Source organism: Streptomyces sp. NPDC057307 (assembly GCF_042667665.1).
Classification (GTDB): Bacteria; Actinomycetota; Actinomycetes; order Streptomycetales; family Streptomycetaceae; genus Streptomyces.
Genome location: NZ_JBHUZM010000182.1, coordinates 1 through 13,165 on the forward strand (window position 1 = coordinate 1; position 13,165 = coordinate 13,165).

General features: G+C 71.3%; 15 protein-coding genes. 5 read left to right on the plus strand and 10 right to left on the minus strand.

The window, feature by feature from the left end; translation table 11 throughout:
- Window positions 1–52: 52 nt before the first annotated feature.
- From ACFUN8_RS34135 to sigE, 5 genes are all read right to left on the minus strand, one after another.
- Window positions 53–757 (minus strand): hypothetical protein, encoded by a 705-nt coding sequence (locus ACFUN8_RS34135; protein ID WP_383646420.1) that lies wholly within the window; start codon window positions 755–757, stop codon window positions 53–55.
- A gap of 166 nt (window positions 758–923) precedes the next feature.
- Complete coding sequence (locus ACFUN8_RS34140; RefSeq protein WP_383646423.1) at window positions 924–1,400, minus strand: sec-independent translocase; 477 nt, start codon at window positions 1,398–1,400, stop codon at window positions 924–926.
- Window positions 1,401–1,526: 126 nt separating this feature from the next.
- Window positions 1,527–3,434, minus strand: coding sequence for a trypsin-like peptidase domain-containing protein (locus ACFUN8_RS34145; protein ID WP_383646426.1), 1,908 nt, complete (start codon window positions 3,432–3,434; stop codon window positions 1,527–1,529).
- A gap of 90 nt (window positions 3,435–3,524) precedes the next feature.
- Window positions 3,525–4,403 carry an anti-sigma factor family protein gene (locus tag ACFUN8_RS34150; protein ID WP_383646428.1) on the minus strand — a complete coding sequence of 293 codons (879 nt, stop codon included), beginning with the start codon at window positions 4,401–4,403 and terminating at the stop codon, window positions 3,525–3,527.
- A complete protein-coding gene (gene sigE, locus ACFUN8_RS34155) occupies window positions 4,400–5,158 on the minus strand; it encodes an RNA polymerase sigma factor SigE (protein ID WP_171908355.1) in 759 nt (252 codons plus the stop codon). The genes ACFUN8_RS34150 and sigE overlap by 4 nt, the downstream gene beginning before the upstream one ends.
- Before the next feature lie 142 nt (window positions 5,159–5,300).
- Between sigE and ACFUN8_RS34160 the strand changes: the two genes are divergently transcribed.
- Complete coding sequence (locus tag ACFUN8_RS34160) at window positions 5,301–5,966, plus strand: O-methyltransferase (protein ID WP_078075229.1); 666 nt, start codon at window positions 5,301–5,303, stop codon at window positions 5,964–5,966.
- A gap of 100 nt (window positions 5,967–6,066) precedes the next feature.
- Here the strand turns inward: ACFUN8_RS34160 and ACFUN8_RS34165 are convergent, their stop codons facing one another.
- The gene (locus tag ACFUN8_RS34165; protein ID WP_003966491.1) at window positions 6,067–6,234 is read right to left on the minus strand and encodes a DUF3117 domain-containing protein; all 168 of its coding nucleotides are present in this window, start codon (window positions 6,232–6,234) and stop codon (window positions 6,067–6,069) included.
- A gap of 325 nt (window positions 6,235–6,559) precedes the next feature.
- Between ACFUN8_RS34165 and ACFUN8_RS34170 the strand changes: the two genes are divergently transcribed.
- Window positions 6,560–7,360 (plus strand): enoyl-CoA hydratase/isomerase family protein, encoded by an 801-nt coding sequence (locus tag ACFUN8_RS34170; RefSeq protein WP_383646431.1) that lies wholly within the window; start codon window positions 6,560–6,562, stop codon window positions 7,358–7,360.
- Between the two features lie 21 nt (window positions 7,361–7,381).
- On the opposite strand, the gene ACFUN8_RS34175 is transcribed toward ACFUN8_RS34170, so the two are convergent.
- Window positions 7,382–7,978: a DNA-3-methyladenine glycosylase I gene (locus ACFUN8_RS34175; protein ID WP_383646434.1), complete on the minus strand. Its 597-nt coding sequence runs from the start codon at window positions 7,976–7,978 to the stop codon at window positions 7,382–7,384.
- Complete coding sequence (locus ACFUN8_RS34180; RefSeq protein WP_383646437.1) at window positions 7,975–8,373, minus strand: hypothetical protein; 399 nt, start codon at window positions 8,371–8,373, stop codon at window positions 7,975–7,977. Before ACFUN8_RS34180 ends, ACFUN8_RS34175 begins: the two co-directional genes overlap by 4 nt.
- Before the next feature lie 64 nt (window positions 8,374–8,437).
- On the opposite strand from ACFUN8_RS34180, the gene folP reads away from it, so the two are divergent.
- A complete protein-coding gene (folP, locus tag ACFUN8_RS34185) occupies window positions 8,438–9,310 on the plus strand; it encodes a dihydropteroate synthase (protein WP_383646440.1) in 873 nt (290 codons plus the stop codon).
- Window positions 9,311–9,348: 38 nt separating this feature from the next.
- On the opposite strand, the gene ACFUN8_RS34190 is transcribed toward folP, so the two are convergent.
- Window positions 9,349–10,098 (minus strand): TIGR00730 family Rossman fold protein, encoded by a 750-nt coding sequence (locus ACFUN8_RS34190; RefSeq protein ID WP_382571820.1) that lies wholly within the window; start codon window positions 10,096–10,098, stop codon window positions 9,349–9,351.
- Between the two features lie 123 nt (window positions 10,099–10,221).
- The gene (dapE, locus tag ACFUN8_RS34195) at window positions 10,222–11,313 is read right to left on the minus strand and encodes a succinyl-diaminopimelate desuccinylase (protein ID WP_383646443.1); all 1,092 of its coding nucleotides are present in this window, start codon (window positions 11,311–11,313) and stop codon (window positions 10,222–10,224) included.
- Window positions 11,314–11,407: 94 nt separating this feature from the next.
- Here dapE and ACFUN8_RS34200 point away from each other — a divergent pair, with 94 nt between their 5' ends.
- Entirely contained in the window at window positions 11,408–12,382 is a 975-nt protein-coding gene (locus ACFUN8_RS34200) for a hypothetical protein (protein ID WP_383646446.1), read from the plus strand.
- Between the two features lie 287 nt (window positions 12,383–12,669).
- On the plus strand, window positions 12,670–13,110 hold the full coding sequence (locus ACFUN8_RS34205; RefSeq protein ID WP_382571825.1) for an ATP-binding protein: 441 nt from the start codon (window positions 12,670–12,672) through the stop codon (window positions 13,108–13,110).
- The last annotated feature ends 55 nt before the right edge of the window (window positions 13,111–13,165 follow it).

Genomic DNA, 13,165 nt, shown 5'->3' on the forward strand with positions numbered 1-13,165 from the left:
CCCGCCATTGGCGGGCGCCCCTTACCTGTGTGCTCCGGACGGCGTCCCTCGGCTACTCGGGGACGTACGCGTTGATGTCCTCGATCACCGAGAAGCCGAGGCCGTACGCGCTCATGCCGCGACCGTACGCACCGATGTGCACCCCGCCCGCGGCTCCGGCCCCGTCCCCGTCCTCGGCCGGGTCGGTGGTGCCCGTCGAGCCCGCGAGCACCCAGCCGAATTCGGATTCGCGATAGTGGAACGGGGTCGGGACACCGTCCACGGGGAGCGAGAGCACCGACCAGGCGGGGCCGTTCAGATCGTCGGCCAGTTCGAAGGCCGTCTCGGTCTGCTGGTCCAGCCAGTCGTCGCGCAGCGTGTGGTCGAGCTGCGCGGGCCAGGTCGACACCAGCAGCGCCGAGCCGGCCAGCCAGGCCGCCGAGGACACCGTCGTGGCGTCGAGGACGCCCGTGCCGTCACCGCTGCGCCGTACGGGGCTCGCGGCGACCGTGACGACCGCCGCGAAGCGCTCCTTCTCCGCGCCTGACGCGTCCGGTCTTATCGACGGCTCCTCGCCGTGCCCCGTCGAACCGTGCTGGACGGTGCCGTCCGCCGCCGTGCCCACCTGCATGAGCCATCTGGGACCGGTGAACGCGTCGTCCAGTCCGTACCAGGGGAAGGTGGCCCGCAGATAGCCCTCGACCGTACGCCGGGCACCCGATGCCCCGTCCGCCGTGCCGGCCGCGCCTTGGGCCCCTACCCGACTTGTCGTCTCCATCTGTCCGGACCGCCTCCTCTATCTCGGAGTCCGGAGCGGCCCGCCCTCACGGACGTCTCACTACCGGACAGATGGAGGATAGCCACCCGTTACCGGCTGGCCGGGCAGGGCGGGCTTCAGGGGGTGTCTTGTCGTGCCGGGGACCGCGAGCCCGGCACGACACCTCCTAGGTGGCGTCCGCGTCGAAAGGCGGGCGATCGGCCTGTTGGGGCTGTTCGGGCTTCTTGAGCAGGTCAGAGGTGCCGGACGGGCTCTTCGTGAGGCTCGTCGCCGGGGCGTCAACCGCGCCGCTGTCGGCCCCGGCGGTGTCGCCGCCCCTGCCGTGGACCGAGTCCGCGACGTCGTTGATTTCCTTCTTGAGGTTGAAGCTGCTGCGGATGTCCTTCAGCCCCAGGTCGTCCTCGTGCTCCGACAGCTGCTTTCGGACGAATTTCTTGGGGTTGAGGTCCTCGAAGTCGAAGTCCTTGAACTCCGGTCCCAGCTCGGAACGGATGTCCTCCTTGGCGTTGTCGGAGAACTCGCGCACCTTCCGGATGAAACGGGAAACGTCCTGGATGACCTTGGGCAGCTTGTCCGGGCCGAAGACGAGCACGGCGAGAATCACGAGCGTCACCAGCTCAAGCGCGCCTATGTCATTGAACACCTAGCTGCTCCTTGTGTTCTCCGTGCCCGCAGGCGAGACCTTGTCGGCCTGGCCTGTGATGGGTCGAGGCCCGGGCCGCTCCACGGTACCCGGCAGACCTGGCCGGACGGTACCTTCATTCGACACTCACCTGCCTTCCGCGCTGCCGAGGACCAGAGTCATGGTCCGCTCTTTACCTCCGCGGGTCAGTGTCAGCTCCAACTCGTCACCTGGGCGGTGCGAACGGATCTTCACGATCAGCTCCTCGCCGCTGTGCACCCGCTGGCCGTCCACCTCGGTGATGATGTCGCCGGTCCTGATGCCCGCCTTCGCGGCCGGGCCGTCCTCCTCGACCGACGGTCCGCCGTCGGCGCTCTTCGCGCCGACCTTGGCGCCGTCGCCCGTGTACTCCATGTCGAGCGTGACACCGATCACGGGGTGCGACGCCTTGCCCGTGTTGATCAGCTCTTCGGCGACGCGCTTGCCCTGGTTGATCGGTATCGCGAAGCCGAGTCCGATGGAACCGGCCTGCGCGCCGTCCGGCGTACCGCCGCCGTCGGCGCCGCGGATCGCGCTGTTGATGCCGATGACCTGCGCCTTCGAATTCACCAGCGGGCCACCGGAGTTGCCCGGGTTGATCGGGGCGTCGGTCTGCAGGGCGTCGACATAGCTGATGTCGCTGCCGTCGCCCTTCTCGCCGCCGGCGGTGATCGGGCGCTCCTTGGCGCTGATGATGCCCGCCGTGACCGTGTTCTGGAGGTCGAAGGGCGCGCCGATCGCCACGACCGGGTCGCCGACCTGGACGTTGTCGGAATTGCCGAGCGGCAGCGGCTTGAGTCCGGAGACTCCGGTGACCTTCACGACGGCGAGGTCGTAGCCGCTGTCCTTGCCGACGAGCTTCGCCTTGGCGGTCTCGCCGCCGCTGAAGGTGATCGAGATGTCGCCGGACTCGCCGGCGGGGTCGACCACATGGTTGTTCGTCAGGATGTGGCCCGTGCGGTCCAGGACGAAGCCGGTGCCGGTGCCCTGCTCACCGCCGCCGCTGACATGGAGGGTGACGACGCTCGGCAGGGCGCTGGAGGCGATCCCGGCGACGCTGTCGGCCGGGCGGCCCCCGCCGTCGTTGCCCGCCTGGGGCAGTTCGACGCTGGTGAGGCCGCCGTTGCGCTCGATGTACGCGCCGACGCCACCGCCGATGACGGCGATGCAGAGCGCGAGCGCCAGGGCGCCCACGAGGCCGATGCCCCGGCGCTTCTTCCGGGGCTCGCCGGGGTCGGGGTACGACAGCGTCTGCTGCTGTCCGGGGGTGCTCCAGGGGTCGTACTGGAGCCACTGGGTGGGCTGGGGCTGCTGCGGGTGCGGGCCCTGGGGCGGGGGAAGCTGCTGGGTACCCGTCTGCGGGTGCGGGAGAGGCTGCGGCTGCGGAGGGGGCAGCGGCGGGCCCGCCATGGGCTGCTGGGCAGCCTGCGGCGGGACGCCGTAGCCGGACGTCGGCTGGGGCACCGGCGCGGGTCCCACCTGGCCCGGGACCGCCTGGCCGGTGTAGTGCTGCGGCGGGATGGGCGTGCCCTGCGCCGGGGTGGGCACGGGGCGCTGTACGGGCGGTGCGGGCGCCCAGGGCCCGGGGCCGCCGTAGGGCGGGGTGCTGTAGGGGTCGGGCTCGTGCAGCGGCTGCGGCCTGCTCTGCGTGCCCGTGGCGGTCCCCGCCTCTGTGCTGTCCGCGCCCGTGGCGCCCGTTCCCGTTGCCGCCGACGCGCTCACCGCTGAGGGAGCGCGCTCGGGCGGGGCGAGGAGATGGTCCTCGGGGTCCGGGTCCGGCTCGGACACACGCTCCGGGACGCTGTCGACCGGGTCGGCCGCGCCGGCCGGTGCAAGCGGTTCGGTGACCGCCGCGCGGTCGGGATTCGGGGGGACTGCGTCAGTGACCGGCGACAGTTCCGTCGTCTCCTCTGTGTTCCGGTGCTCCGGTACGTCGGGCTCCCGCGGTATCGCGCGTCCCGATGCCGGGCGGCTCCACCATTTGGCCTTGGGTCCGGTGGGCTTGCCGTCGTCCATGCTCTCCCCGCACCTGCCTCGTCCGTGCCCCGACAAGGGCACCCGTGCAGGGATTCAACCAGGTTTACGAATGTCCGCGCAGGGACCCTGTCACCGACGCTGCGAAAGCGGCACGCCGGGCTGGGTGGGCGCGGCGAGGTGGGTCGGGTCGGGCGTGGCCGTGGGGGTGGTCAGTCCTGGGCTCGCCGCCAGCTGGAACGCCGTGCCCGTGGGACGTATCAGGGGCGCCGCGGGGAAGTGGTTGAGAACCGCCGACTGGAACGGGTGAGGGGTGAACGGCGCCCGCATCGTGCCGGGAGCGAGCACCGGCGCGCTGTCGAGCGTCTGCGGAACGATGCCGCCCCGCTCGCCGCCCTGCCTGCTCCGCGTCCCGCTGCCGGGAGGTGTGGTGGTGGCCCTGGTCAGCGGTGTGATGCCCGCGCCTGCCCCGCGCGCGGCCGTGTCGACCGTGGCGCCCATGGGCAGTGCGCCGAGGGCCATCGCGGCGAACGACACCGCGCTCGCGGCGGCGAAGGCGAACCGCCGGCCGCGCCATGGCGAGCGCTCGGCCTCGGCGCGCCCGACGTCGTGGATCCTGAAGCCCCCGTCGGGGCCGGAGCCGCCACGCAGGGGGGAGGCGTGGGGTCCCGCCGGGCGGTAGCCGAACGCGTCGCTCCGGACGCCGAAGACACCGTTGCTGAGGGCCGTGCCGTCGAACGGCCCGGGGGTCTTGTCCTCGTCGTCCTCGGTGGGTCCGCCGGGCAGTCCCTGGAGCCGGGCGAGAAAGCCCTCGGACAGCGGCGGGGGCGCCGACTGTGCGAACGCGCTCTTCAGCCTGCGCTGTGCGTCGGCCTCCGCCTTGCACTTGGCGCAGGTCGCGAGGTGTGCCAGCACACGCTCCCGGGCGTCGTGACCGAGCTCCCCGTCCACCAGGGCGGCGAGCCGGTCCCCCAGGTGCTGCTCCGCGGGGGTCGGTCCTGTGCCACTCACGCGAGTCCGCCCTCCCCGGCCACGCTCGCGAACGTGCGCTGCTCGGCCCGAGCCTCGGGAGAACGGTGCGAGAGGGCCTTGCGCAGGTGCGAACGGCCTCGGTGGATCCGGCTGCGCACCGTGCCGAGCTTCACGCCGAGTGTGGCGGCGATTTCCTCGTACGAGAGTCCTTCGATGTCGCACAGGACGACCGCGGCCCGGAATTCGGGCGCGAGGGTGTCCAGCGCCTGCTGCACGTCCGCGTCGAAGTGGGTGTCGTGGAAGACCTGCTGCGGTGAGGGCTCACGGCTGGGCAGGCGCTCCGCCGCGTCGTCACCGAGCGCGTCGAAGCGGATCCGCTGCTTGCGACGGACCATGTCCAGGAAGAGGTTGGTGGTGATGCGGTGCAGCCAGCCCTCGAACGTGCCGGGCGTGTACGTCGACAGGGACCTGAAGACCCGGACGAAGACTTCCTGGGTCAGATCCTCGGCGTCGTGCTGGTTGCCCGTGAGACGGTAGGCCAGGCGGTACACGCGGGCGCTGTGCGTGCTGACGATCTCCTCCCAGCTGGGAGGCGTCCACGCCTGCGATTCCGCATCCGATGCGAAGGTCGCCGTAACTGCGGAGTCGGTCGAGCGAGAACGGTCAGCGAAGTTGGTCACGGATTTCGGCTCACCGGCCGACCTGAGAAAGCGCTTGAACGCTCCTCCCCGATCCGCAGGCGCAGCCGCACCTCCCCTATCGACTCTGGTGGTGTCCAGCGGAGCACCTACCATAGCCACCTCGCCCGTTAGCTCCGGATAAGAATCTTTGCCTGAATTTGCGCCTGGTCCCAGGTCTTCATCCATGTGTTCCCCCACGCCTTCATAACGCCCGGTCCCATCAGCGGGTTCCCGCGTGCAGCGGATACAGTCACCGGTGCGCCAACTACGGGGACAGGAGAGGGTCATTACCGCCAACCGGCAGACAAGCTGGGCGTTCGCCGACGCTTTTGTCGCCGAGGACGAGGCACTGCGCTGGGCCCGCGACAGGGCTCGGGACATGGGGCTCCGCTCGGTGTCACCGGGCACGGGCGCCGCGCTTCGTCTGCTTGCCGCCACGGCGGACGCCAAGGCGGTCGCGGAGATCGGCACGGGTACCGGGGTCTCCGGGATCTATCTCCTGAACGGGATGCGGCCCGACGGCGTACTGACCACGGTCGACACGGAGCCGGAGCGGCAGCAGTTCGCCCGTGAGGCGTTCCGCGCGGCCGGCTTCACCAACAATCGCGCGCGCTTCATCCCCGGCCGGGCCCGCGACGTACTGCCCCGGCTCGCCGACGGCGGCTACGACCTCGTCTTCTGCGACGGTGACCGGCTGGAGTGCCTGGACTATCTCGCTGAATCGTTGCGCCTGCTGCGACCAGGGGGGCTGGTGTGCTTCGAGGGCGTCTTCGCCGACGGCCGTACGGTCGATTCGGCGGCCCAGCCCCACGAGGTGCTGCGGCTGCGTGAGCTGCTGCGTACGGTCCGGGAGATGCAGGACGAGCTGCTGCCGTCGCTGCTGCCGGTGGGCGACGGGCTGCTCTGCGCCGTACGCCGCTAGGCCGTGTCTTTGGATTCCGTCGGGCGGAGAACGGCATAAAGCTGCCCCGGCACGGAGATGTCCGCGACGGGGCAGCACGAGAGTGCGCGTTCTGTCCGCGTCAGCCGACGACCTTCTTCAGGGCGTCACCCAGCGCATCCGCCTCGTCGGGGGTCAGCTCGACGACCAGCCGACCGCCGCCTTCGAGCGGAACGCGCATGACGATGCCCCGCCCCTCCTTGGTCACCTCGAGCGGGCCGTCGCCCGTCCGCGGCTTCATGGCCGCCATGCTCGTTCCCCTTCCTGAAACCAGCTCATCGCAGCCGGCGGCCCCATGACAGGCGCTGTGTCACCGGCATCGAACACATTGCTTCCAGGCCATTATCCCGCATGGCGGGACCCGATGACCAACATCGGACGGCATCGCTTGCGCAACGCGCTCTCTCAAAACGACTCAATTCGGCGATCCGCCTGCGATACTTCGCCGCTGTTCACGGCTCTACGGGCCGGAATTGTTTGACGCAGGTCACATGTCGACCTGCGGTGATCTCCGCCATGCTGGGGCCGGACAGGACAGCGGGACAGGCAGTCAGAGTCGCAGAGGAGATCCGATCATGGCCGACACGGTGCTGTACGAGGTGAGCGACGGGCTCGCGACCGTCACGATCAATCGGCCCGAGGCCATGAACGCGCTGAACATCGCGGCCAAGGTCGCCCTGCGGGACGCGCTGCGCACCGCCGAGGCCGACTCCGCCGTACGGGCCGTACTCCTCACCGCCACCGGGCGGGCCTTCTGCGTGGGGCAGGACCTGAAGGAGCATGTCTCGCTGCTGGCGGCCGACGCGGCCGACGGCAGCGGCGGGACGATGAGCACCGTGCGGGAGCACTACAACCCCATCGTGCGGGCCCTGACCGAGATGCCGAAGCCGGTCGTGGCCGGGGTCAACGGGGTCGCCGCCGGGGCGGGGCTCGGCTTCGCGCTCGCCTGCGACTACCGCGTCGTCGCCGACACCGCCTCCTTCAACACCTCGTTCGCGGGCGTGGCACTGACGGCCGACTCCGGCGTGTCGTGGACGCTGCCCCGGCTGATCGGGCAGAGCAGGGCGGCCGACCTGCTGATGTTCCCCCGGTCGATCACGGCGGAGTCGGCCCATGAGCTGGGGATCGTCAACAAGCTGGTCCCCGCGGCCGATCTCGCGGCGGAGGCGGCGTCGGTCGCGCGCACCCTCGCGGAGGGCCCCACGCTGGCGTACGCGGCGCTGAAGGAGTCCCTGGCGTACGGCGCCGGCCATTCGCTGGCCGAGACGCTGGAGAAGGAGGGCGAACTCCAGAACCGGGCGGGCGCGTCGCAGGACCACGGCATCGCGGTCCAGGCTTTCCTCGACAAGGCGAAGCCCCGCTACGTGGGACGCTGACGCCGCTGTCGGGGCAGCCGCTCAGGTCTCGGTGAGCTGTCCGCGGACCAGGCACCCGGCCAGGTGGTCGTCGACCAGTCCGCACGCCTGCATCAGCGCGTACGCCGTCGTGGGACCGACGAATCGGATGCCGCGCTTCTTGAGCGCCTTCGCCAGCGCGGTGGATTCGTCGGTGACGGCCGGGACGTCCCCGATCGTCTTCGGCACCGGGCGCGTCGCCGGGTCCGGGGCGTACGACCAGATGAGGCTGTCCAGCTCGCCGGCGGACCAGCCGGCCAGCTCGCGCGCGTTGGCGAGCGTGGCGTCGATCTTGGCGCGGTTGCGGATGATGCCCTCGTCGGTCAGCAGCCGGGCGGCATCCGCGTCGGTGAAGGCGGCGACGGCCGGGATGCGGAATCCGGCGAAAGCCCGGCGGAAGCCCTCGCGGCGGCGCAGGATCGTGATCCAGGAGAGGCCGGACTGGAACGCCTCCAGGCACAGCCGCTCGAAGAGCGCGTCGTCGCCGTGGACCGGGCGGCCCCACTCCTCGTCGTGGTACGTGACGTAGTCCTCGGTCGACAGGCCCCAGGGACAGCGCAGCTCGCCGTCCGGTCCCGCCACCGCTCCACCGTCGGTCACCGCTGGTCCTCCTCGCCCGGGTTCTTGAAGAGGTCGGGCCGGCCGACGGCCGTCGCCTGGGCGCCCGCCAGGCTGGACTCCAGCTCGGCGATCCGGGAGTCACGCTCCGCCAGCTCGGCGCCGAGCCTGGCCAGCACCTCGTCCACGTCCGCCATCCGATAGCCGCGGGCGCCGACCGGCAGCCGCAGGGCCTCTATGTCGGCGCGGCCGACCGGGCGTGTCGTGGGCAGCGGGTCCACGAACTGTTCGGGCGCGGACTCGGGCAGCACCTCGCGGTCGCCGCCGCCGACCACCGCGAGCGTGACGGCGGTGACCACCACAACCATCGCGATGAGCAAGAACAAGAACACGAGCTTCTCCCCGGGGCAGGAAACGTCCGATCCCGATCGTGCCATGCGGGACCGACAGTTAAGGTCGCTGGCGACGGCATGGATGGCGGAAACGGGCGGTGACCAGGGGATGAGCAGCGGCACTCTGCGGCTGGGGCGGCGGGAGTTCGACGCGTACGAGCCGGTGATCATGGCCATCGTCAACCGGACCCCGGACTCGTTCTACGACCAGGGCGCGACCTTCCACGACCAGCCGGCCCTCGACCGGGTGGAGCGGGCGGTGTCCGAGGGCGCCGCCATCATCGACATCGGCGGTGTGAAGGCGGGGCCCGGCGACGAGGTGACGGCGGAGGAGGAGGCGCGTCGCACGGTCGGTTTCGTCGCCGAGGTCCGCAGGCGGTACCCGGACGTGGTGATCAGCGTCGACACCTGGCGGCACGAGGTCGGCGAGGCGGTCTGCGAGGTGGGCGCCGATGTGCTCAACGACGCCTGGGGCGGGGTGGATCCGGCGCTCGCCGAGGTCGCCGCGCGGTACGGCGCCGGGCTCGTCTGCACGCACGCGGGCGGGGCCGAGCCCCGGACCCGGCCGCACCGGATCGCGTACGACGACGTGGTCGCGGACATTCTCCGGGTGACGCTCGGACTGGCCGAGCGGGCCGTGGAACTGGGCGTGCGCAGGGACGGGATCATGATCGATCCGGGGCACGACTTCGGGAAGAACACCCGGCATTCGCTGGAGGCGACCCGCAGGCTGGGCGAGCTGGCGGAGACCGGCTGGCCGGTGCTCGTGTCGCTGTCCAACAAGGACTTCGTGGGCGAGACCCTCGACAGGCCGGTGAAGGAGCGGGTGATCGGCACGCTCGCGACGACCGCCGTCTCGGCGTGGCTCGGCGCGCGGGTCTATCGGGTGCACGAGGTGGCCGAGACGAAGCAGGTGCTGGACATGGTGGCGTCCATCGCGGGCCACCGGCCCCCGGCGGTGGCCCGCCGGGGACTGGCCTGAGCCGCGGCCTCCTGGGGAGGAGGCCGCCGCCGACGCCGCTACTTGCCGGTCTCCTTGGTCACCAGCGCCACCGCCTCGTCCACGTCGTCCGTGACGTGGAACAGCAGCAGGTCCTTCTCGGACGCCTTGCCCTGTGCCACGACCGTGTCCCGCAGCCAGTCGATGAGGCCGGACCAGTACCGCGTCCCGAAGAGGACGATGGGGAACCTGGTCACCTTGCGTGTCTGGACCAGCGTGAGCGCCTCGAACAGTTCGTCCAGCGTGCCGAGGCCGCCGGGCAGCACGACGAAACCCTGGGCATATTTCACAAACATCGTTTTCCGGACGAAGAAGTACCGGAAGTTCACACCGATGTCGACGTGCGGGTTGAGCCCCTGTTCGAAGGGCAGCTCGATACCGAGGCCGACGGAGACGCCCTTCGCCTCCCGCGCACCCTTGTTCGCCGCTTCCATCGCGCCGGGGCCACCGCCGGTGATCACCGCGAATCCGGCCTCGACCAGTGCCCGGCCGATGCGTACGCCCGACTCGTAGTCCGGTGAGTCGACGGGAGTACGGGCCGAGCCGAAGACGCTGATGGCGCTGGGCAGTTCGGCGAGTGCGCCGAAGCCCTCCACGAACTCCGACTGGATCCGCATGACCCGCCAGGGGTCGGTGTGCACCCACTCGGAGTCACCCTCGGTGTCCAGCAGCCGCTGGTCGGTGGTGCCGGCCTGCACCTGGTCCCGGCGACGCAGCACCGGCCCGAGACGCTGCGTGTCCGGCTTCCGTGCTTCCTCAGGACTGCCCATGGACTGCTCCCTCCGCTGCTGTGCCAGTTCCCGGCCAGCGTAGATCCATGGAGGTGACAAACGGCGAAATTCCGGCGGTCGGTCCGGCTCCCCCGCCGCGGCGACCGCCCCGCCTGCGCCTCTTCAGGAGGTCAGCCACTCCCGCAGCCGGTTCTCGCAGTGCGTGATCCGCTCCACGGCCACGTGCTCGTCGCGCTTGTGCGCCAGCAACGCGTCCCCCGGGCCGTAGTTGACCGCGGGCACCCCGAGCGCGCCGAAGCGCGAGACGTCCGTCCAGCCGAACTTGGGCTGCGCGGTGCCGCCCACGGCCGCCATGAACGCGGCGGCGGCGGGGTGCGAGAGGCCCGGCAGGGCCGCGCCCGAGTGATCGTCCACGACGAACTCACGGACGCCGCAGTCGGCGAACACGGCGCGCACGTGCGCCACCGCCTCCTCCTCGCCGCGGTCCGGCGCGTAGCGGTAGTTGACCACCACGGTGCACGCGTCGGGGATGACGTTGTTCGCCACGCCTCCCTCGATCGCCACGGCGTTCAGCCCCTCCCGGTACTCCAGTCCGTCGATCACCGGGCGGCGGGGTTCGTACGCGGCGAGGCGGGCCAGGATCGGCGCCGCGGCGTGGATGGCGTTGGATCCCATCCAGCTGCGCGCCGAGTGCGCCCGCTCTCCCTCCGTACGGAGGTGGATCCGCAGCGTCCCCTGGCAGCCGCCCTCGACCTGCGCGTCGGAGGGTTCGAGCAGGACGGCGAAGTCCGCCTCCAGGAGGTCGGGGCGGGCGGCCGCCACGTGCCCCAGGCCGTTGAGGTCGGCGGCGACCTCCTCGTTGTCGTAGAAGACGAACGTGAGGTCGCGGTTGGGGGCCGGGACGGTCGCGGCGATACGCAGTTGGACGGCGACGCCCGACTTCATGTCGGTGGTGCCGCAGCCCCACAGGATGCCGTCCGCGTCCAGCCTGGAGGGCACGTTGTCGGCGATCGGCACGGTGTCGATGTGCCCGGCCAGGATGACCCGCTCGGCCCGTCCGAGATCCGTACGCGCCACGACGTTGTTGCCGTACCGCTCGACGGTGAGGTGCGGCAGGGCGCGCAGCGCCTCCTCGACGGCGTCGGCGAGGGGCTTCTCGGTGCCGCTGACGGACGGGATGTCGACGAGCCGGGCGGTGAGCTCCGGGGCGTCCAGCGTGAGGTCCAGCGTGGTTCCAGGCTTCGTTTCGGGCATGGCCAGACCCTACGACGTGGCCGGTGCCGGCCGGTGGCGGCAGGGGGCGGGCGGACCGGTCCTGGCCGACCGGTGGGGCCGGTACGGTGGGCGCGTGTCCGAGACCGCCTCCCCTCCCCGTCGCGGCCGATTCCTGCGGGTCGCGGCCGCGTTCACCGTGCTCCTCGCGCTGGCCGGCTACCTCGTCGTGCGGTTCGCCCCCGGCGAGAGCGGCCCGCCGCGCTGCGTCGCGCGGGCCGCCGAGTCGTCGGACGGCGACGTCCCCACGTACGAGATGAGCCCGGAGCAGGCGGCGAACGCCGCCACGATCTCCGCGGTCGGCACCACCCGCGGCATGCCCGAGCGTGCCGTCACGATCGCCCTGGCCACCGCGCTCCAGGAGTCGGCGCTGCGCAACATCGACTACGGCGACCGGGACTCCGTCGGCCTCTTCCAGCAGCGCCCGTCGAAGGGCTGGGGCACGGTCGAGCAGATCCTCGACCCCGTGTACTCGGCGGGGAAGTTCTACACGAAGCTCGCCGAGGTGCCCGGCTACTCGCGGCTGCCTCTTACGGAGGCGGCGCAGCGGGTCCAGCGCAGCGGTTTCCCGCAGGCGTACGCGAAGCACGAGCCGGACGCCACGCTGCTGTCCGCCGCGCTCACCGGCAGGGCCGCGGCGACCCTCACCTGTATGGGCGGGAGCGACGGCGAGGCGGGCGATCCGGCGAAGGTGCGGGCGGCCCTGACGCACGCCTTCGGGCCCGAGGTACTGCCGGGCACCGACGCCGCCGACACGTCGGCGAACGACGGCGCGGCGGGCGAACCGGCGGACGAACCGGCGGGCGGACAGGCCGTGGCCAAGGGCTCGGCGGAAGTCGCGGTACCGGTCAACTCCTCGGACGGGACCCGCGGTTGGGAACTGGCCCACTGGGCGGTGGCGCACTCCGCCGATCTGCGGATCGCCGAGGTCTCCGTAGGAGACCGGGTGTGGAGCGTGGCGAAGTCCGACGAGGGCTGGCGCAAGAGCGAAGGCGAATCCGGCCCGGAGAAATCCGCCGGAAACGACGTTCGAATGCGTATCGCGCAGTAGTCGTCGCGGTAGCCCGAACGGAGTAGTCGCGGCATATCCGGTCGGCATGGCACGGGCCCACCGGCCGGTTCACTCGTTCGGCGCCAAATCCCTTGCCAATAAGGCGAAGTGACGGTTCGCCAGGTCTCCGCACCGAGGATCCTTTGACCGTTTTTATCCGTAGCGGATAATGCGACGCATTACCAATTCTTTACTCTTGTACACCGCAACCTCAGGTGCCCTTCGAGGAGTTGTCACAGCGTCCGATCGCTGGACACGACAATTTCCTCTCCCGTCAAAGGAGCACCATGTCCCTCCCCCTGACCCGTCGGATCGCCCGTGCCGCGCTGCTTATCGCGGCGGGCGCAGCCCCCGTGGTCGGTGCGGCCGGCTCCGCCAGCGCAGCAGCCCTCCCCCAGACCGCCGACCTCGGCAGCGTTTCCCAGCTGGACGGCGCCGCCCTCGGTGACACGCTGGACAGCGGCGCCCGGCAGGCGACCGGCATCGCGGGCGAGGTCGGCGCCGAGACGGTGCGCACCTCCGTCCCGGCGGCCGGCGAAACCCTCGGCGGCGTCGCCAAGTCGGCGACCCCCGTCGCGCAGCGGGCGGCCGGCGAGGCCGCCGGCGGCGCCGGTCAGGTCCTCGGCGACGCGGCCACGTCCGTCACCGAGAACGGACTGCCGACCGAGTCCCTGGGCAACGGCCTGCCCACCGGCAAGCTCCCCGTCAACACCCTGCCGCTCGGCTGATCCCAGCCGGTCCGGCGCGACGCGTACACGAAGGGGCCCGGGGAGTTCGTACTCC

Bases quoted from the DNA above. Each gene is read 5' to 3' on its own strand.
- dapE (WP_383646443.1), bottom strand. From the start codon at position 11,313: ATGCCCGAAACGAAGCCTGGAACCACGCTGGACCTCACGCTGGACGCC.
- ACFUN8_RS34170 (WP_383646431.1), top strand. From the start codon at position 6,560: ATGGCCGACACGGTGCTGTACGAGGTGAGCGACGGGCTCGCGACCGTC.
- ACFUN8_RS34165 (WP_003966491.1), bottom strand. From the start codon at position 6,234: ATGGCGGCCATGAAGCCGCGGACGGGCGACGGCCCGCTCGAGGTGACC.
- sigE (WP_171908355.1), bottom strand. From the start codon at position 5,158: ATGGTAGGTGCTCCGCTGGACACCACCAGAGTCGATAGGGGAGGTGCG.
- ACFUN8_RS34135 (WP_383646420.1), bottom strand. From the start codon at position 757: ATGGAGACGACAAGTCGGGTAGGGGCCCAAGGCGCGGCCGGCACGGCG.
- folP (WP_383646440.1), top strand. From the start codon at position 8,438: ATGAGCAGCGGCACTCTGCGGCTGGGGCGGCGGGAGTTCGACGCGTAC.
- ACFUN8_RS34205 (WP_382571825.1), top strand. From the start codon at position 12,670: ATGTCCCTCCCCCTGACCCGTCGGATCGCCCGTGCCGCGCTGCTTATC.
- ACFUN8_RS34190 (WP_382571820.1), bottom strand. From the start codon at position 10,098: ATGGGCAGTCCTGAGGAAGCACGGAAGCCGGACACGCAGCGTCTCGGG.
- ACFUN8_RS34145 (WP_383646426.1), bottom strand. From the start codon at position 3,434: ATGGACGACGGCAAGCCCACCGGACCCAAGGCCAAATGGTGGAGCCGC.
- ACFUN8_RS34180 (WP_383646437.1), bottom strand. From the start codon at position 8,373: ATGGCACGATCGGGATCGGACGTTTCCTGCCCCGGGGAGAAGCTCGTG.